This is a genomic window from Bacillus ectoiniformans (assembly GCF_016908875.1).
Classification (GTDB): Bacteria; Bacillota; Bacilli; order Bacillales; family Domibacillaceae; genus Bacillus_BX; species Bacillus_BX ectoiniformans.
Window position 1 is genome coordinate 110865 of record NZ_JAFBES010000005.1, and the last position, 20316, is coordinate 131180.

The 20316-nt window shown below is 43.3% G+C and carries 17 protein-coding genes and 1 tRNA gene; 16 read left to right on the plus strand and 2 right to left on the minus strand.

Annotated elements, in window-relative coordinates; all coding sequences use genetic code 11:
* Positions 1–71: 71 nt before the first annotated feature.
* The 7 genes from JOC78_RS09085 (at position 72) to yihA (ending at position 9201) form a co-directional block, all read left to right on the plus strand.
* Positions 72–148, plus strand: a tRNA-Arg gene (locus tag JOC78_RS09085).
* A gap of 168 nt (positions 149–316) precedes the next feature.
* Complete coding sequence (locus tag JOC78_RS09090) at positions 317–1294, plus strand: hypothetical protein (protein ID WP_204554389.1); 978 nt, start codon at positions 317–319, stop codon at positions 1292–1294.
* A gap of 145 nt (positions 1295–1439) precedes the next feature.
* Positions 1440–2726: a trigger factor gene (gene tig / locus JOC78_RS09095; protein WP_204554391.1), complete on the plus strand. Its 1287-nt coding sequence runs from the start codon at positions 1440–1442 to the stop codon at positions 2724–2726.
* A gap of 272 nt (positions 2727–2998) precedes the next feature.
* Positions 2999–4270, plus strand: coding sequence for an ATP-dependent protease ATP-binding subunit ClpX (gene clpX / locus JOC78_RS09100; RefSeq protein ID WP_204554393.1), 1272 nt, complete (start codon positions 2999–3001; stop codon positions 4268–4270).
* A 146-nt stretch (positions 4271–4416) separates the two neighbouring features.
* Complete coding sequence (gene lonB / locus JOC78_RS09105; protein ID WP_204554395.1) at positions 4417–6078, plus strand: ATP-dependent protease LonB; 1662 nt, start codon at positions 4417–4419, stop codon at positions 6076–6078.
* A 212-nt stretch (positions 6079–6290) separates the two neighbouring features.
* Positions 6291–8621, plus strand: coding sequence for an endopeptidase La (gene lon / locus JOC78_RS09110; protein ID WP_204554397.1), 2331 nt, complete (start codon positions 6291–6293; stop codon positions 8619–8621).
* On the plus strand, positions 8611–9201 hold the full coding sequence (gene yihA / locus JOC78_RS09115) for a ribosome biogenesis GTP-binding protein YihA/YsxC (RefSeq protein WP_204554399.1): 591 nt from the start codon (positions 8611–8613) through the stop codon (positions 9199–9201). The genes lon and yihA overlap by 11 nt, the downstream gene beginning before the upstream one ends.
* Before the next feature lie 45 nt (positions 9202–9246).
* Here yihA and JOC78_RS09120 read toward each other — a convergent pair whose 3' ends face one another.
* Complete coding sequence (locus tag JOC78_RS09120; RefSeq protein ID WP_204554401.1) at positions 9247–9726, minus strand: DUF2062 domain-containing protein; 480 nt, start codon at positions 9724–9726, stop codon at positions 9247–9249.
* 44 nt (positions 9727–9770) lie between these two features.
* Positions 9771–10256 (minus strand): LiaI-LiaF-like domain-containing protein, encoded by a 486-nt coding sequence (locus tag JOC78_RS09125; protein ID WP_204554403.1) that lies wholly within the window; start codon positions 10254–10256, stop codon positions 9771–9773.
* A 289-nt stretch (positions 10257–10545) separates the two neighbouring features.
* On the opposite strand from JOC78_RS09125, the gene hemA reads away from it, so the two are divergent.
* From hemA to ysxE, 9 genes are all read left to right on the plus strand, one after another.
* Positions 10546–11889, plus strand: a complete 1344-nt coding sequence (gene hemA / locus JOC78_RS09130) for a glutamyl-tRNA reductase (protein ID WP_204554405.1) — start codon at positions 10546–10548, stop codon at positions 11887–11889.
* Positions 11890–11902: 13 nt separating this feature from the next.
* On the plus strand, positions 11903–12736 hold the full coding sequence (locus JOC78_RS09135; protein WP_204554407.1) for a cytochrome c biogenesis protein: 834 nt from the start codon (positions 11903–11905) through the stop codon (positions 12734–12736).
* Between the two features lie 15 nt (positions 12737–12751).
* On the plus strand, positions 12752–13684 hold the full coding sequence (gene hemC / locus JOC78_RS09140; RefSeq protein ID WP_204554409.1) for a hydroxymethylbilane synthase: 933 nt from the start codon (positions 12752–12754) through the stop codon (positions 13682–13684).
* Positions 13681–14457 (plus strand): uroporphyrinogen-III synthase, encoded by a 777-nt coding sequence (locus JOC78_RS09145; protein ID WP_204554411.1) that lies wholly within the window; start codon positions 13681–13683, stop codon positions 14455–14457. The genes hemC and JOC78_RS09145 overlap by 4 nt, the downstream gene beginning before the upstream one ends.
* A gap of 6 nt (positions 14458–14463) precedes the next feature.
* Positions 14464–15444: a porphobilinogen synthase gene (gene hemB / locus JOC78_RS09150; RefSeq protein ID WP_204554413.1), complete on the plus strand. Its 981-nt coding sequence runs from the start codon at positions 14464–14466 to the stop codon at positions 15442–15444.
* A 33-nt stretch (positions 15445–15477) separates the two neighbouring features.
* The gene (gene hemL, locus JOC78_RS09155) at positions 15478–16767 is read left to right on the plus strand and encodes a glutamate-1-semialdehyde 2,1-aminomutase (protein WP_204554415.1); all 1290 of its coding nucleotides are present in this window, start codon (positions 15478–15480) and stop codon (positions 16765–16767) included.
* 98 nt (positions 16768–16865) lie between these two features.
* A complete protein-coding gene (locus JOC78_RS09160; RefSeq protein ID WP_204554417.1) occupies positions 16866–17924 on the plus strand; it encodes an AbrB family transcriptional regulator in 1059 nt (352 codons plus the stop codon).
* Between the two features lie 80 nt (positions 17925–18004).
* Positions 18005–19267: a LysM peptidoglycan-binding domain-containing protein gene (locus tag JOC78_RS09165; protein WP_204554419.1), complete on the plus strand. Its 1263-nt coding sequence runs from the start codon at positions 18005–18007 to the stop codon at positions 19265–19267.
* 27 nt (positions 19268–19294) lie between these two features.
* Positions 19295–20284 carry a spore coat protein YsxE gene (gene ysxE / locus JOC78_RS09170; RefSeq protein WP_204554421.1) on the plus strand — a complete coding sequence of 330 codons (990 nt, stop codon included), beginning with the start codon at positions 19295–19297 and terminating at the stop codon, positions 20282–20284.
* Positions 20285–20316: the final 32 nt, after the last annotated feature.

A 20316-nucleotide genomic window follows, 5' to 3' on the forward strand; every position in this document is an offset into this window, starting at 1 on the left:
TTCTTTTCGTAAGTTGATAATATAGTAAATGTCCTGAGGGACGAATGAAACGAAATAATTTTTATACATATGTCCCAGTAGCTCAGCTGGATAGAGCAACGGCCTTCTAAGCCGTCGGTCGGGAGTTCGAATCTCTCCTGGGACGCCATTACATAATCAATTAACCTTTTAGGCTGCTGTCTAGAAGGTTTTTTTCTGTGTTGTTTCCCTGCTGCTTTGATTTTTCATAAGAGCGTGCTACACTTCAGATAATAACGAAATATATGTGTAAGGTGAACATTGTCATACTTAATAAATGACCGGGTGATGATCATTCATGAAAAAGAAAAAATGGGTTAAAAAAGGAAATGTTTTTATGTTTCCGGGTGCGGCCAATGTGTTAATAGAAAAAGGGAAAGAAGCGCTTGAAGACAAACGATTTACTGATGCCGCTCTTCACCTTTCTGATGCTTTGAATTACCCGCTAGAGGACGAAGATGAAGTGAAGATGGCCTTGATCTTAGCCTTATATGAAAGTGAACAGTACGAAAAAGGTCTAGACCTGTGCCAAGAGATGCTTCGTGAAGGGATCGGGGACTACGAAGACGTCCTTGATGTGTATTTATTGATTCTTATTCAAAAAAAGCAATTTGAAGAAGTACATGCCACCATCACAGCACTTTTGGAAGAGAAGCAGCTGCCAGAGAGCAAAAGAGAGCATTTTGAACAACTGTTAAAGCTTAGTGCGAAAATGAAGGAACCTGCACAGCACAATGTGAAACCTTTGTTTATGGGCGAGGAAAATTTGCAGGAAAAGACGCTGCGGATTATTGAATTGGTCCATGCGAATATTCAGCCTTATAAAGCGGAATTAATAGAGATGCTGGGAAGCCCGCACACCCACCCTTTTTTACAAACGCTCGTGCTGAATGTGCTAAAAGAGCATGGGGTAAATGAACCGGTAGAGATAAAAAAGTTTTATTATCATAAACAGGTCATTCCATCTGCTCTAGTAGATGTGTTTGAGATGAGTTATTTCAATAAAGTGCTGAATGTTCTTGAAGAAAATCTCTCCCACAAGGACCCGATCCTGTTCGAACAGGCGAAAGAAATTGTTAAACGCCATTTCTTTTTGCTGTATCCTTTTGAACCGGTGGAAATCGAGGCTGACATATGGGCGGAAGCTTCGCTGCATCTGATCCGTCACTATTATCAAGAGGCAGAGGTGCTTTCTGAAGATGGTTTAGACTCTGAAATGACGAGAAGTTTGGCTTTCATAAAGGAGCTGGATGAAATTTCTTCACCTATTCTCTAGCCTTTTTAGTTGAAAGAGAAAGATCATATGTTATAATGTAAAGGTCGTAATGTGTCGTTTTTGTGTAGAAGTAAAATACATAGGGCGAGAGAACATACTATTATTGTTCGATATTATCAATTTATAGATTTTTGGAGGGAACTTTATGTCTGCAAAATGGGAAAAACAAGAAGGGAACCAAGGGGTTCTTACAGTAGAAGTAGATGCTGAAACAGTTAACCGCGGGTTAGATACTGCGTTTAAAAAAGTAGTAAAAACGATTAATGTACCAGGCTTCCGTAAAGGAAAAATGCCTCGCGCATTGTTCGAAAAACGTTTTGGTGTAGAAGCGCTTTATCAAGATGCACTTGATGTGATTCTTCCTGAAGCTTACGGAAAAGCAGTAGAAGAAGCAGGAATTGACCCTGTGGATCGTCCTGAAATTGACGTAGAGCAAATGGAAAAAGGCAAAGAATTAATTTTCAAAGCAACGGTAACTGTTAAGCCAGAAGTTAAACTTGGCGAATACAAAAACCTTGAAGTTGAAAAATTAAGCACAGAAGTAACGGAAGAAGACGTTCAAGAAGAGTTAACTTCACTTCAAAAACGCCACGCTGAGCTTGTTGTTAAAGAAGACGGCAAAGTGGAAGAAGACGATACAGTTGTTCTTGATTTCGAAGGTTTCGTAAACGGCGAAGCATTTGAAGGCGGACAAGCTGAAAACTACTCTCTAGTGATCGGTTCTGGTTCATTCATTCCTGGTTTTGAAGAGCAGTTAATCGGAATGGCAGCTGGCGAAGAGAAAGATGTTGAAGTAACATTCCCTGAAGAATACCATGCAGAAGAATTAGCTGGACAGCCTGCAGTATTCAAAGTAAAAATTCACGAAATCAAAGCGCAGGAGCTTCCTGAACTTAACGACGATTTCGCGAAAGAAACAGATGAGCAAGCTGAAACTCTTGATGAGTTAAAAGCGGCGATCCAAAAGCGTTTAGAAGACCAAAAGAAAAACGAAGCAGATCAAACACTTCGTGACACGCTAGTTGAAAAAGCGGCAGCTAATGCTGAAGTTGAAATTCCTGAGGTAATGGTTGAGAGCGAAATCGACCGCATGCTTCAAGAATTCACGCAAAACCTTTCAATGCAAGGCATGAACCTTGACCTTTACTACCAATTCTCAGGTCAAAGTGAAGCAGACCTTCGCGGACAAATGAAAGAAAATGCTGAAACTCGCGTACGCACAAGCTTAACTTTAGAAGCAATTGCAGCTGCTGAAGGATTAGAAGCGACAGAAGAAGACGTTGAGAACGAAGTAAATAAAATGGCTGAGCAATTCAACCTGTCAGCTGATGACATCAAAAAAGCTCTAGGAAATCTTGACGGCATCCAAGGAGATTTAAAAATCCGTAAAGCAGTCGAATTCCTTGTAGAAAACAGCAAAACTAGTGCATAATAAAATATAGGACAGTGAAAACAAGGTGCGAATCTCTCGTGCCTTGTTTTCTACACCTAAGGCTTGCATACATAGAGAATGAAACTTTAGAATTTTGGTCATAGTTGAACAGGAAGCATCTTACTATATACAAATGCATTATATTTTTTGTATGAGATGTAATGTGATACAATGCAGTACATAACTCAATTAGGGGAAAGATAAGAATACTGCGGTCTTCATAGAGGTTTGCTTGTAATTAGGAAGAAATATAGGATAAGGGGTGACAGACATTGTTCAAGTTTAACGATGAAAAAGGGCAATTGAAGTGTTCTTTCTGTGGAAAAACACAGGATCAAGTCCGAAAGCTTGTGGCGGGTCCTGGCGTATATATATGTGATGAGTGTATTGAACTCTGCACAGAAATAGTGGAAGAAGAGCTGGGCACGGAAGAAGAAGTAGAATTTAAAGACGTTCCAAAGCCGATGGAAATTCGCGAAATTTTAAATGAGTATGTCATTGGACAAGACCAAGCGAAGAAATCGCTGGCCGTTGCGGTGTACAACCATTATAAGCGGATTAATTCCAATAGCAAGGTAGACGACGTAGAACTTGCGAAGAGTAATATTTGTCTAATTGGTCCTACAGGGAGCGGGAAAACATTGCTTGCGCAAACTTTAGCGCGCATTCTAAATGTTCCATTTGCGATCGCGGATGCGACGTCTTTAACTGAAGCCGGATATGTAGGGGAAGATGTTGAAAACATTCTTCTTAAACTGATTCAAGCAGCAGATTATGACGTGGAAAAAGCGGAGAAAGGCATCATCTATATCGATGAAATCGATAAAGTGGCCCGTAAATCCGAAAACCCGTCTATTACGCGTGACGTATCAGGAGAAGGCGTGCAGCAGGCTCTGTTAAAGATCTTAGAAGGAACAGTAGCAAGCGTTCCACCACAAGGCGGACGCAAGCACCCTCATCAAGAATTCATCCAAATTGACACGACGAATGTCCTGTTTATTTGCGGTGGTGCATTTGATGGGGTTGAACAAATTATTAAGCGCCGTTTAGGCCAAAAAGTGATCGGATTCGGTTCTGATACGAAACAAGAGGATGTAGCGGATAAATCCCTATTATCTAAGCTTGTTCCTGAAGATTTGCTGAAATTCGGATTAATCCCTGAATTCATTGGCCGTCTTCCGGTTATTGCGAGCCTTGAACAATTAGACGAGGAAGCATTGATTGAGATTTTAACTAAGCCGAAAAATGCGTTAGTGAAACAATATCAAAAAATGCTTGAACTCGACGATGTTGAATTGAAATTCGATGAAGAAGCGCTGCAAGAAATCGCTAAATTGGCGATTGAACGTAAAACAGGCGCGCGCGGACTTCGCTCAATCATTGAGACGATCATGCTTGATGTGATGTTCGACCTTCCATCTCGTGAGGATATTAAAACATGTGTCTTAACGAAGGAAACGGTGTTAGACAATGCGGTGCCTCAGCTGTTAGATGAAAACGGTGAAGTCATCGAAATGGATAAAGATACAAAAACATCTGCCTAATGTATAGATGTTTGATAAGAGCAGAACAGCGAGCAGTCAGCGTTGTTCTGCTTTTTTATTGGAATTATAACTTTTTTGATTACGTCCTTCGAATCTCGGCGATACTGGCAATAAAATAAAACATTGCCGGTATGGGAGGATGCAAAATGAACTGGACTGCAGTTGCGATTGTCGGACAGCTAGTGTTTGGGGTTATTATCAGCTTTTACTTTTTCACGCTATTGAAAAAGCAGCACTCACAAAAAATCACCATTGACCGTGAATCTAAAAAAGAAATGGAAGCGATGAGGAAGATGAGAGCCATCTCATTAACCCAGCCGCTTTCTGAAAAAATAAGACCCACTTCTTTTAAAGAAGTAGTCGGCCAAGAAGAAGGGATTAAAGCACTGAAGGCTGCCCTTTGCGGACCGCATCCTCAGCATGTGATCGTGTATGGACCTCCAGGTGTAGGGAAAACGGCCGCAGCCAGGCTTGTGTTAGAAGAAGCAAAGAAAAATAAGCATTCTCCTTTTACTGACAGCTCTGAATTTATCGAATTAGATGCGACCACTGCCCGGTTTGATGAGCGGGGCATTGCTGATCCGTTAATTGGTTCGGTACACGACCCCATCTATCAGGGTGCGGGTGCGCTAGGCCAAGCAGGAATTCCGCAGCCGAAAAAAGGGGCTGTAAGCAACGCGCATGGAGGCATCTTATTTTTAGATGAAATTGGCGAGCTGCACCATATTCAAATGAATAAGCTGTTAAAAGTGCTCGAGGACAGGAAAGTATGGCTAGAAAGTATTTATTATAGTGAAGAAAATGAAACGATTCCTAAGCATATTCATGATATTTTCCAAAATGGCATGCCTGCTGATTTTCGGCTGATCGGGGCGACGACAAGAAGACCGGAAGAAATCCCTGCGGCTATTCGCTCACGCTGCCAGGAAGTATTCTTCAAAGAATTAGATGAGAGTGATCTAATCGAAATCGGCCAAACGGCTGCAGAAAAAGCTCAAATGACGATTAGTGAGAAAGGGTTGAACCTGCTTGCGACTTATACCCGAAATGGCCGGGAAGCGGTTAATTTAGTGCAGACAGCCTCTGGTCTTGCGGTGATTGAAGGAAGAACAGACATCACGGACGAAGATGTGGAATGGGTGATTCATTCAAGCCAGCTGACTCCGAAGTGGACGAAATCAATTTCGGATCTTCCTGCAATTGGGATGATTAATGGCCTGGCCGTCACTGGACCGAACAGCGGAACATTGCTTGAAATCGAGGTGACTGTCATCTCCTCATTAGGAAAAGGGAAAGTGGAAGTGACGGGGATCGTGGAAGATGAAACATTTAACCAGGCATCTAAATCGATTAGACGCAAAAGCATGGCGAAAGGCTCTGCAGAAAATGCAGTGACTGTGCTTCGTTCGTTAGGTGTGCCAGTAGAACAGTTTGATATCTTTATCAATTTTCCGGGCGGTGTGCCTGTAGATGGGCCGTCGGCTGGTGCTGCGATGGCAGCGGGAATCTATTCGGCTATTTACAAGCACCCTGTGGATCACACGGTCGCCATGACGGGAGAGATTAGCTTGAAAGGCAGCATTAAACCGGTAGGCGGCGTCTTGCAGAAGGTGCTGGCAGCGAAGCAGGCTGGTGCGAAAAAAGTGCTGATACCAAAAGAGAATGACCAAATGCTTCTGAAAAAGGTGAAGGATATTGAAATAGTTCCGATTTCTCATCTGCATGAAGCCTTTAATCATTTGTTTGAAAAAAAGAAAGATTGGTCAAGCCCTGAATTGTTTGCTGATCATATTAAAAAATCAATATGAAGAAATGTCCCGTTTCACATCATGTGAGCGGGATTGTTAGTTTGTTTTAGGTGTTTTTGAGGAAGATTAAAATAGAGGACGTGACTATTCACACAATAATAGACACTCTTGACTAAATAAGATAGAATTGTACAATGCATCCTTATGTTTCGAAATTGAGAGATAACAGGCGTTTCAAACGTCTGAGGTTTTAGTAGATGGAGGTTATGTTAATGAGCAGTCAATCTAATTACACGATCCCCCTCCTGCCGTTAAGAGGCTTATTAGTGTACCCAACGATGGTATTGCATCTTGACGTTGGCCGCGATCGTTCCATTCAAGCGCTCGAGCAAGCGATGATGGACAATCATTTAATCTTTTTATCCACTCAAAAAGATACAAATGTTGACGAACCATACGAGGAAGATCTATTTCAAACAGGCACACTAACAAAAGTTAAACAAATGCTTAAGCTGCCAAATGGCACAATCAGGGTCTTGGTTGAAGGACTTGAGCGTGCGACGATTGAACAGTTTGAAGATAAAGATGACTATTTTTTAGCTACTGTTACTACGCATCCGGATTCTTCGGATAAAGATGCAGAAAAAGAAGCGCTTATGCGGACGCTGCTTCAATATTTTGAGCAGTATATCAAGCTCTCTAAAAAGGTCTCGGCAGAAACGTATTCGACCGTGGCTGATATTGAAGAACCAGGAAGGCTCGCTGATATTATCGCTTCTCACTTGCCAATCAAGCTGAAAGAGAAGCAGGAAATATTAGAAACCTTTGATATTAAAGAACGGTTAAACCGAATTATCAAAGTGTTAAATAATGAGAAGCAAGTTCTGAACTTGGAGAAGAAAATTGGCCAGCGTGTAAAAACATCCATGGAACGCACGCAGAAAGAATATTTCCTGCGTGAGCAAATGAAGGCTATCCAGCAGGAGCTTGGCGACAAGGAAGGAAAAACAGGTGAGGTAGAAGAATTGATCACCCGCATCGGTGAAGCCGGCATGCCGGAGCACGTGGAAAAAACAGCCCTGAAGGAAGTCAGCCGCTATGAAAAAATTCCATCGAGCGCGGCAGAAAGTGCGGTCATCCGCAACTACCTAGAATGGCTCATTACTATTCCTTGGACGAAATCGACGAAAGATGATTTAAATGTCACCAAAGCTGAGAAAGTGTTGAATCGAGATCATTACGGGCTTGAAAAGGTGAAGGAGCGGGTGCTTGAATATTTAGCAGTTCAGCAGCTGACTCAATCACTAAAAGGGCCTATTTTGTGTCTGGCAGGACCTCCCGGCGTCGGTAAAACGAGTCTGGCTCGTTCCATTGCCGAATCCATGAACCGCAACTTCGTCCGAATTTCACTTGGAGGCGTGCGTGATGAATCAGAAATACGCGGACACCGCCGTACCTATGTCGGCGCGATGCCGGGCCGGATTATTCAAGGGATGAAAAAGGCTGAAACGGTGAACCCGGTCTTTCTTCTTGATGAAATAGACAAAATGTCTAATGATTTCAGAGGAGATCCGTCTTCTGCAATGCTAGAAGTGTTGGACCCTGAGCAAAACCATAATTTCAGCGATCATTATATTGAAGAACCTTATGACTTATCGAAAGTCATGTTTATTGCAACAGCCAATGACTTGGCGACGATTCCGGGACCGCTGCGTGACCGAATGGAGATCATTACGATCGCCGGTTATACAGAGCTTGAGAAAATCCATATCGCCAAAGATCATTTGCTGACGAAACAGATCAAGGAGCATGGATTATCTAAAAGCCAGATGCAGCTGAAAGATGAAGCGATTCAGGATATTGTTCGTTACTATACGCGTGAAGCAGGAGTCCGAAGCTTAGAGCGCCAGCTGGCAGCTATATGCCGAAAGACAGCTAAACTCATTGTCTCTAATGAAAAGAAGCGTGTGATCATTTCAAGCAAAAACCTGGAAGACTTCTTAGGCAAGAAGAAATTCCGCTATGGACAAGCAGAAACAGTGGATCAAATCGGTGTAGCAAATGGGTTAGCCTACACAGCAGTGGGTGGAGATACGCTTCAGATTGAAGTCTCTCTGTCACCGGGTAAGGGCAAGCTTATTTTAACCGGAAAGCTTGGGGACGTAATGAAAGAATCTGCGCAGGCAGCTTTCAGCTACGTCCGTTCAAAAGCGGCAGAACTTAAGATTGAAAATGACTTCCATGAAAAATATGATATCCATATTCATGTGCCAGAGGGAGCTGTGCCGAAAGATGGTCCATCTGCGGGCATCACGATGGCGACAGCACTTGTCTCTGCTTTAACTGGCCGCCCGATCAAACGAGAAGTCGGCATGACAGGGGAGATTACCCTTCGCGGACGTGTGCTTCCAATCGGCGGAGTGAAAGAGAAATCACTTGGCGCTCACCGGGCAGGATTAAAAACGATTATCCTTCCAGCAGATAATGAAAAAGATATTGATGATATTCCCGAAAGTGTAAGAAACAGTTTGGCCTTTGTCCTTGCCACAACGATGGATGAAGTACTTGAAATAGCATTGGCAGGTGAAATCAGTGAAAGTTAACCAAGTTGAATTAGTGAACAGTGCCGTTAGACCAGAGCAATATCCAGAAGGCTTTTTGCCTGAATTCGCTCTAGCTGGCCGTTCAAATGTAGGGAAATCATCTTTTATTAATAAGATGATTAATCGAAAAAGCATGGCCCGCATCTCTTCGAAACCAGGTAAGACCCAAACATTGAACTTCTACAAGATTGAAGAAGCCCTCTATTTTGTTGACGTTCCTGGGTATGGGTTCGCTAAAGTATCTAAGAGCGAACGAGAAGCATGGGGCAAGATGATTGAAACGTATTTGACGTCTAGAGAGCAATTGAAGGCCTGTGTGATGATTGTGGATTTAAGACATCCACCATCTAAAGACGATGTCATGATGTATGACTTCTTAAAGCATTACGACATACCGGCTGTTGTGATCGCGACGAAAGCGGACAAGATTCCGAAGGGTAAATGGCAAAAGCATCTGAAAGTGATTAAACAGGATTTAAACTTTGTTCCATCCGATGAAATGGTCATCTTTTCTTCCGAGACAGGGCAAGGGAAAGATGAAACATGGGGAATCATACAAAAGAAAATGCGAGAAAAATAATAGCGCAAAAAAACGCATGGACGGCTTACAAGTCCATGCGTTTTTTTATGCGTGTTTGCGCTTTACCCATTTGAGGTATAAAAACCTCAAAATCCTTTTTCGGTACCGAGTCGATATGAAATAAATAATGAAGTAAATTGTTGTAATGAAAATAAGCATATTTAATAGCATGCCTGTAAAAAAGGTTTTGCCGAGAGTTAACCCCATTTCTATATTGCGGTCAATATGGTGTTCTATAGCTTCACCGATATCTTGCGGAAAAATAAATTCTCCGGTTCGCATATTAAGATAGAACAAGAAAGGAAACGTCATCATGAATGAAGCGCCGCCGATAAATCCGGCAACAGCATTTCCTCGAGCGATTTTCGCAAGTACGACTGAAGCGGCAAGACCTATGCCGAACGAAGGGACAAAGTTAACAGAAGCCCCAAGCGCGAAGCCGAGAGCTATGCTGTGGGCGCTATCGCGAATTCTGAACAGCTTCAGAAGAAAGTATCTTGTTTTACGATATAGTTTATTAAGCATAATGTTCCACCACACTCAGCTGTGTATATTCTTAGTTTATAAAGCTATTTCTTTTTTATAAATAATAAGTAGCCGCCGATGACAATTAACACAACCGGCCAGAATTGCCAAATGGAAAAGGCTTGGTTTTCAAGAAGGCCCAGCCATTGGATGACCGTATCATAAAACAGCGTGATCACGGCGAGAATGAGAAAAAGCAATCCTTGAAACAGACCTGATCTCGTCTTTTGGTACTGCATCAAAAAGCCTAAAGAAATAATTAAGATCAAGACCCCGGTATCATTAGACCAAAAACCAAAGTGATTGACAACGTGGAAATGAATGCCAAATCCGGCGAGAATCACGCCTGGAAGAATTCCGCTGACATCCTTTCCGCTATAGGCTTCAGCTAAAAAGGCCATTCCAATCACGATCAATAAGGTCGGCCAGCTTAAGAAAGGCTGTACCCAAAGGATCTTTGCTTGCTGCATGAAAAAATACAAGCCGAATCCAATTAAAATCACTCCTGGAAAAATACGCTGCTGCTTCATGTAACATTTCCCCGCTTTCTGAATAACAATCTTGAATCTTGACGACAGTTTTGTTACGCTATCTAGTGGGACAAATATAATAAAAATCTTGAATAAAAAGCAAGGAAAGTTAATCGAGCGGTTCTTTTTAAAGTTTCATACCGATTTCTGCTTTTCATTGAAAAAGCTGGACATACTAGTGTTAATCTTCTATCTAATGTTAGCATATGTTCACAATTTATAAATAAGGAATTTTTTAAAACATGTTATAATGGGTCTAATATAATTTTTACGGGGGTGTCATTTTAAAGTGCATATGATCGTGGTGGGTTTAAACTACAAAACGGCCCCGGTGGAGATAAGAGAACGTTTATCTTTTAAAGAATCTGACTTAGAAAGAGCGATGTCAGAACTTCAAAGTCAAAAGAGCATGCTAGAAAATGTGATTGTGTCCACATGCAACCGTACGGAGATTTATGCGGTCGTCGACCAGCTCCATACCGGGCGTTATTATATTAAAGATTTTCTTTCGAAATGGTTCAATATTGATAAGGAAGAATTCACGCCGTTTTTATTTATCTATGAAAAAGAAGCAGCGGTGGAACATTTATTTAGAGTGGCTTGCGGCTTGAACTCAATGGTGCTTGGAGAAACGCAAATTCTTGGACAAATTCGTTCTAGTTTCCTTCGCGGACAAGAGATGCAGACAACGGGAACGGTATTTAACCATTTATTTAAACAAGCAATTACATTGGCGAAAAGAGGACATGCAGAAACGGATATCGGAGCGAATGCCGTATCGGTCAGCTATGCGGCAGTTGAGCTTGCGAAGAAAGTGTTCGGCAATTTAAACGGAAAACACGTGTTAGTGCTTGGCGCTGGGAAAATGGGCGAGTTAGCGATTCAGAACCTTCATGGCAGCGGTGCCACGAAAGTGACAGTCATTAACCGGACATTTGAAAAAGCGGCAGCGCTTGCTGAACGTTTTGACGGAAATGCGAAAACACTGCAAGAACTGCAATGCGCATTAGCAGAAGCGGATATTTTAATCAGTTCTACAGGTTCTGAAGAGTATGTCATTACAAAAGAAAGAATGGCAGCTGTGACGAAAATGCGTAAGGGCAAACCATTATTTATGGTCGATATTGCCGTGCCGCGTGACCTTGATCCAGCCATTTCTGAATTAGAAAGCGTCTTTTTATATGATATTGATGACTTAGAAGGCATTGTCCAAGCGAATATGGCTGAACGTCAAAAGGCAGCCGAGAAGATTGAATTGATGATTGAAGGCGAAATTGTTGCTTTCAATGACTGGCTGAATATGCTCGGTGTGGTGCCGGTTATTTCTGCCCTTCGCCAAAAAGCGCTGGCAATCCAAGCGGAAACGATGGAAAGCATCGAACGCAAAATGCCGAATTTATCAGATCGTGAGCGAAAAGTGTTAAATAAGCACACGAAGAGCATCATTAACCAAATGCTGAAAGACCCTATTTTACAAGCGAAGGAATTGGCATCAGAGAAGCATTCCGCTGAAAAACTAGACTTGTTTATGCAGATTTTTAATATTGAAGATGAAGTGAATGAACAGAAGCAAACAAGAACTGCTGAACAGTTCGGTGAGCGGATTCAAACCCAGCCTGTATTCCAAGCGTAAGTGAGGTTACACGATGTTTGAACAAGGCATGACAAGGCTTCATGAATTAATGGTCATTATTTATGCGATCAGCATTTTATTTTACTTTATTGATTTTTTAAACCAAAACCGGAAGGCGAATAAAATCGCCTTCTGGATTTTATCAATTGTTTGGGTTCTTCAAACAATTTTTTTGTTTCTATACATGATGCGAACAGGCAGGTTTCCAGTCCTCACAATTTTTGAGGGGCTTTATTTTTATGCATGGGTATTGATCACCCTCTCGCTTGTCATCAATCGCTTGCTGCGCATGGATTTCACTGTGTTCTTCACCAATGTGATCGGCTTTGTCATCATGGTTATTCACACATTTGCCCCTGTGCAGATTGAGTCGCAGGCGATGGCAGAAAAGCTAGTTTCAGAGCTTTTGCTTATACATATCACAATGGCGATTGTATCTTACGGTGCGTTTTCTCTATCATTTATCTTTTCAGCACTGTACTTGCTGCAGCACCGTCTCTTAAAGATGAAGAAGTGGAACCAGCGCCTGTGGCGGCTTGGTGACTTGCAGAAGCTTGAAAAACTGTCATATATTTTAAATGCAATTGGGGTGCCAATGCTGCTGTTAAGCTTAATTCTCGGCTTGACCTGGAAGTTTATTAAGCTTCCCGATGTCAGCTGGTTTGACTTAAAGATCATCACATCCCTCGTATTATTAACCATCTACAGCACGTTTTTATATTTGAAAGTGCGGAAAGAAATGTTTGGAAAGTCACTGGCCTTATTAAACAGCGCGGCTTTTCTGATTATTTTAATAAACTTTTTCCTGGTGAGCCGATTATCATCGTTTCACTTTTGGTATGCATAGGAGTGGGAGACGAATATGAGAAAAATTATTGTTGGGTCACGCAGAAGTAAATTAGCTTTAACACAAACAAACTGGGTAATTGACCAGTTGAAAAAGATCAACCCTTCCTTTGAATTTGAAGTAAAGGAAATCGTGACAAAAGGCGACCGCATTCTTGATGTAACGCTTTCTAAAGTAGGCGGCAAAGGGTTATTCGTGAAAGAGATCGAGCAAGCGATGCTTGATAAAGAAATTGATATGGCCGTTCACAGCATGAAGGATATGCCGGCTGTATTGCCTGAGGGCTTGACGATCGGCTGTATTCCTGAACGAGAAGATGCCAGAGACGCGTTTATTTCAAAGAATCATGTAAAACTTAAAGATATGCCAGCAGGATCAGTCATCGGCACAAGCAGCCTTCGCCGCGGATCGCAGCTTTTGGCTGTGCGTCCGGATCTTGAAATTAAATGGATTCGCGGAAATATTGATACGAGACTTTCTAAGCTTGAAACAGAAGAATATGATGCGATTATCTTAGCAGCAGCGGGACTATCACGTATGGGATGGACGTCTGATGTGGTCACTGAGTTCTTAGATGCCGAGTTCTGTGTGCCGGCTGTCGGGCAGGGCGCATTATCCATTGAATGCCGTGAAGATGATGAAGAGCTGCTTGAATTATTGCGCGCTTTCGCTAGCGGAGAAACGACACAAACCGTGACAGCGGAACGAGCTTTCTTGCACAAAATGGAAGGCGGCTGCCAAGTGCCAATTGCGGGCTATGCTGTTCTTTCAGGTGAAGATACAGTACTGACTGCACTTGTTGCGTCTCCGGATGGAAAGACGGTCTATAAAGAAACGGTAATGGGGCAAGATCCTCAAGCGGTTGGCGAGGAAGCAGCGAGACTCTTGAGCGAGCGCGGTGCGAAACAGTTAATTGATGAGGTGAAGGCTGAGTTGGATGGCCAATGAGTGGTCAGCCGCTTTTGGGCAAACAGATTTTAATCACTCGTCCAATAGGACAATCAGCTGTATTTGCTGATATGATAGAAGAAGCAGGGGGAGTGGCGCACGTCGTTCCCCTGATTGCTTTTCGCCCATTTCAAGACGAACATGAGCATCAATATTTACAGCTGCTCCATACATATGATTGGATGATCTTAACGAGTAAAAACGGAGTGGACTATTTCTTCAGCCGCTTAAAAAAGGCGGGTATTGATTTAAACAGTTTAACGAATCGTTTTGCCGTCATTGGGACTAAAACGGAAGAGGCTCTTCGTCAGTACGGTTATTCGGCTGAATTTATGCCGGGCAAATTTTCAGCAGATGACTTTGCTAAGTCGATTGATTCCGGTGCATTTTCCGGGAAAAAAGTGTTGATCCCAAAAGGAAATTTGGCCAGGGAAACGATTGCTGCTGCATGCAGAAAACATGGTATAGAAGCGGATGAATGGATTGTGTATGAGACCTATTTTCCTAAGGAAGAAAAGCAGCGACTGCTTTCTCTGCTGACGGAAGAGAAGATCGATGTCATTACATTCACCAGTCCGTCGGCTGTACGGCATTTTGTTCAAGCCTGCGAAGAAGGAAGTTATTCCTTGCCGGATGACAGGCTTATTGCATGCATTGGGCCTGTTACTGAAAAGGCAGCGATTCAAGCAGGAATGAATGTGCGAATGAGTCCTGAAGAATACACCGTTCATGCATTAACAAAACAAATCATCAATTATTTCAGAGAGGAATGATTTTATATGGATTTGCAATTTACACGTCATCGCCGTTTGCGCCAGTCAGCCAATATGCGCGCGCTTGTCAGAGAGAACTTTTTGCGTAAAGAAGATTTAATTTACCCTTTGTTTATTGTGGAAGGCGAGCAAGTGAAGAATGAAGTACCTTCGATGCCTGGCGTATTTCAAATTTCCATGGATCAACTGCATGCTGAAATGGATGAAATCGTGGCACTTGGCCTTACATCCGTGATTTTGTTTGGCGTACCGAATTCAAGCGATAAGGACGCTACAGGAACTGGAGCTTACCATAATCATGGGATTGTCCAAAGGGCTACTCGATACATAAAAGGTCAATTTCCAAACGTTATCGTCATCGCGGATACTTGCTTATGCGAGTACACGGATCACGGCCATTGCGGTGTGATCGAAGGCGGAAACGTGTTAAACGATCCAACGCTTGATCTGCTGGCGAAAACAGCTGTCAGCCAAGCGGAAGCAGGTGCAGACATCATTGCTCCTTCTAACATGATGGACGGGTTTGTTGCCGCCATTCGTAAAGGCTTAGATGAAGCTGGGTATACTGAGGTTCCAATCATGTCTTATGCGGTGAAATATTCTTCAAGCTTCTACGGTCCATTCCGTGATGCAGCTGATTCTACGCCTCAATTCGGAGACCGTAAAACGTACCAAATGGATCCGGCTAACCGACGGGAAGCGATGCGTGAAGCTCAGTCTGATATGGAAGAAGGCGCAGACTTCTTAATCGTTAAGCCAGCTCTATCTTACTTAGATATCATTCGCGATGTGCGCAATGAATTTAATGCACCGGTTGTGGCTTATAATGTAAGCGGAGAGTACTCTATGGTGAAAGCCGCGGCTCTTAATGGCTGGGTGGACGAAAGAGCAATTGTCATGGAGAAACTGACAAGCATGAAGCGAGCGGGAGCAGATTTAATTATTACTTACTTCGCCAAAGACGCAGCACGCTGGTTAAGTGAATAATTCTTTCACTACAATAAAAGGGAGGAACGATCGATGCGTTCTTATGAAAAGTCCAAGCAAGCATTTGAAGAAGCAGTAAAATTAATGCCAGGCGGGGTTAATAGCCCGGTGCGAGCATTTAAATCAGTAAATATTGACCCGATCTTTATGGATCACGGAAAAGGGTCAAAAATCTATGATATCGACGGCAATGAATATATTGACTACGTATTATCTTGGGGTCCGCTAATCTTAGGCCACACGAACGAACAAGTGGTTGAAGCGCTTAAGAAAACGGCTGAAACAGGTACAAGCTTTGGTGCTTCTACATTGATCGAAAATGAATTGGCGCAGCTTGTGATTGAGCGTGTTCCGTCCATTGAAATCGTCCGGATGGTATCTTCGGGTACAGAAGCGACAATGAGTGCGCTTCGCTTAGCACGCGGTTATACAGGACGCAATAAAATTCTTAAGTTTGAAGGCTGTTACCACGGACATGGTGACTCCTTGCTGATCAAAGCAGGATCTGGTGTAGCGACACTTGGCTTGCCTGACAGCCCGGGAGTTCCGGAAGGGGTAGCGAACAATACGATTACCGTTCCGTATAACGACTTAGATGGAGTGAAATATGCGTTTGAACAATTCGGCGACGACATTGCCGGTATCATTGTAGAACCAGTTGCAGGCAACATGGGTGTTGTTCCTCCGCAGCCAGGCTTCCTAGAAGGTCTTCGCGAAATCACTGAGCAAAATGGTGCTTTATTAATCTTCGATGAAGTCATGACAGGATTCCGTGTGGGCTACAATTGTGCGCAAGGCTACTATGGCATTACACCTGACTTGACTTGTCTTGGTAAAGTAATCGGCGGAGGTCTGCCAGTTGGCGCTTACGGCGGCAAGGCGGAAATCATGTCGCAAATTGCCCCTAGCGGTCCGATTTATCAAGCAGGTACGCTTTCAGGGAATCCAATGGCTATGACAGCAGGACTGGAAACCCTGCGTCAATTGACACCAGAAATGTATGAAGAGTTCGGACGCAAAGCGGATCGTTTGGAAGAAGGATTATCCCAAGCGGCTGAGAAATACGGAATTCCTCACTCCTTTAACCGTGCGGGTTCAATGATCGGTTTATTCTTCACGAATGAAAAAGTGACGAATTACGATCAAGCCAAAACATCTGATTTAGAGTTATTTGCCGACTACTACAAAGAAATGGCTGAAGAAGGGGTATTCCTTCCTCCATCTCAATTTGAAGGACTGTTCTTATCAGTCGCTCATTCAGATGAAGATATTGAAAAAACAATTGCCGCGGCAGAAAAAGCATTCAGCCGCATAAAAAAATAATACACAACTTCTAAGAGACTGTTCCTAATCAAATGTCCAAGGCCCTGTTTGGGGTCTTGGCATTTATGGAGCAGTCTTTTTGGCAATGGAGAGATTTGATGTTTACTCAATCATTTATGAAAACAGTGGCGATCGCTCTAGCTGCAGGCTATTTATTCGTTCAGCTGCATATAATTTTACCTTGGCTGCTTGGTCCGCTAATTGTGATCGCGCTGATCAATCAGGGGACAGAAATGAAGCTGTCGATCCCGAAATTTTGGAGAAACACGAGCCTGATCATCATCGGCATCAGTCTCGGGACTTCATTTTTAAAAGAAGCGATTCAGCCGCTTGCAGAATTTCTGCCTTATATGTTCATTCTGACAACCCTTGTAGTGGCGCTTACGGTCATCATGGCTTGGTATCTGACCAAATGGACCAGCTGGGACATGAGTACGGCTCTATTAGGCAGCCTGCCGGGCGGACTGTCGCAAATGGTGCTCATGTCAGAAGAAGATCAAAGAGCAGATGCGTCCGTCGTTACACTGATGCAGACGCTTCGTGTGTTTTTTGTGGTAACGATTGTACCGTTCGCCGCCGCTTTTTTAGCTAAAAAAACAGCAGCGCCTCTTCAAGAAGAAGCATCGATACCATCTTTTTTCTCGTTGCCGATGCTATCGATTGTCATTCTTTCCGTCATGTTCATCGTTTTCACTGCGGGTTTTCGCAAAATACATATGCCGATCCCTTTTCTATTGGCACCTATGGCGGCAGTGATCACCTGGAATATGACCGGCGGTGACCCCTTTATTGTGCCTGCGCTTTTGTTGAATGCGGCTCAGGTTCTTCTAGGAATTTACCTAGGGTTAAAAATGGTTTTTTCAAAAGAATCCTTGCCGATGAAGTATTTGCTGCTGCTCGTGATCATGAATGTAAGTTTAGTGGTATTTTGTTTAGTCGCCGCTTACTTGCTTCACGTCTTTTTAGATGTGCCGCTTGTCGATTTATTCATCAGCCTCGCCCCGGGTGGTGTGGCAGAAATGGCAGTTACCAGCATGTCTGCAGGAGCGGATATCGCCATGGTAACAAGCTTTCATTTATTTCGGATTTTTTATATATTGTTCTTTGTTTCTCCATTGACCGCCTGGTGGATGAGAAGAAGAAGTCTTGTAAACTAAAAAAGTATATTCTTCTGCCTTTCTGCATACATTCGAAAAGAGAAGGTTTAGCGAGTGTAATTGAAAGGAGGAAACAATGAATGACTTTACAAGACCAGTCGTCTTTACGATTTTCATTAGAGGAAACGATTTTATTTAGAAGCGGGCAGGAGGTAGAAGAATTATATTCTATTTCGCTCGATCCGCAAATTACGATTGTGGACCTCGGCCAGGATATTAAGCTTGATGGACATTTAGAACTGTCAGGTGAGTATCAGCCAGTGGCAGAAGAGGGGGAGGAAACACCTGAACAAAAAGGGATGAGATACGCCGATCAAGTCCTTGTCAGAGGACAGAATGACTGTGAATTCTTCCACTACTTTCCTATCAATATTACGATTCCAAAAAACCGGATTGAAAGAATGGAAGAAGTGGAAATCTACATCGATTCCTTTGATTATGAAATACCGGAACGTTCACGCTTAAAGCTGACGGTGGACTTGTCGATTGCGGGTATTTACGGAGAGCAGCAAGCCGTACGCTTAACGGAGGAAACGATCGTCAAGCTGCTTGATCTACCTGGTGAGAATACGGAAAAAGCGGTGTTGACCGAACCGGAGTATTCGATTGTTAAGCTCGACTCATTAGTCAAAGAGCAATTTGAAGAAAATGGAAAGATGACAGACGCCGATTTTTCTATAGAAGCGAAGAAAAAGCCTATAGAAGAAAAAGAAGTGACGCTGACTCAAAAGTGGCTGCAGCAAGTGGGCAGAGAGGCAGAAAATGAGATGAAGAAAGAAACGGCTGAAGCGGAAAAGGCGGAAACAAACCCAGCCTTAGCAAAAGCGGAAAATGAAATCAAAACGGCAGAAGCATCAAAAGCAAAAAAAGAGACACAACCAGCGGCAAAAGCTGAGATAGACGATTCCCTTTTCGCAATGGCCGATGCCAGAAATGAGGAGCAGGAGGCATCCGAAACGGAAGAAGTGGAAACGGAAATGGACGCTCTTGCGATTGTGCAGGAAGAACAGCAAATGAGCGATGATCCGATGGAAAGCAGCTCATCCTCTGCGGAAATGACGGCAGAAGCATCTGTTGGGAAAGTCACTGTACATGAAAAGAAAAAATCCAAGAAGTCTAAGACTGAATCTATGTCACTGGCAGATTTCTTTGCAAGAAAAGAAGAAGAGCCGAAAACTGTGACGTGGAAAGTCTGCATCGTGCAAAAAGAAGAAACGCTGGAGAAGCTTGCTAAGCGCTACGAGTTGCAGCCGTCGGATATCGTCAGGGAAAACAGTCTGGAAACAAACCAGAACATCGAAGCAGGACAAGTGCTTTATATCCCTGTCAAACAGGCAAAATAATATTTTTTCCAAAAGCAGGTGAAAGGCGTGAAGCAGTCACTTTCTGCTGTCTGGCAAAGCTATGGACTAAAACCTCAGCATGTCGAGCAAAACGGCCGGGTGCAAAAACTGGTTACGAAACAAGGAACCTTTGCCTTAAAGAGAATTCCGGCGGCAAAAGGAATGAACTTCATTCATGGCATGCAGCGTCTGTATCAGTCCGGGTATCATCGGCTCGTTCCGGTATATCCGGCACTGGATGGGCGGTACGGCGTGCTTGACGGAGGGTACATTTATTATTTAATGCCTTGGGTAGAAGCGGGAAAACACCGGGAGAATAACGAGCTGGAACGGAAAATGCTTCGTGAAGCTGCGAGGATTCATACGTTGTCTGTCAGGGAGGTAGAGTCCGATCCGGAAAGCCGTCTCGAGCATTACAACCGGACGAAGGCGCAGTGGGAGAGCCAGGAGGAGCAGCTCGAGAAGTATTTGCTGCTGGCGGAGAAAGAAGTGTACATGTCTCCATTTCAGCTGATGTTCTGTCTATACTATCGCGATCTCTCGCAAAGCTTTACGTATGCGAAGGAGCGGTTGAAGGACTGGAAAGAAGAAACGAAGGAAGAGAAGAAGACGCGGGTTGTTCATATTCACGGGCATTTAGCAGCGGAGCACTTTTTAATGGATGCCAGTGGAGGAGGATATTTTATCAACCTTGAACAATCAAGGCCGGCTTCGCCTCTTCATGATCTGATTCCCTATTTTGTACGGTCGTTTGACACCTTTCCGAAAAAAGCAGAAACAGACTTAGAGCATTATCGGCACTACACGGAACACTTTCCTTTAAAAAAAGGGGAGGTCTCCTTGCTTCAAAGCTACCTGGCTTACCCGGGGGCTATGTATCAAACGATTGTTTCTTACTTTACTGACCCGACCAAGTACAATGAACAAAGGTTTACTGAGAAGCTTCAGCGCCAATATTGGCTGTTGAAGAACTTAGAATACTTTGTCGTTCAGCTGCAAGCACCATCTATCGAATAGTTTAGGCTGTCTCACGTGTATCAGATCTCTGA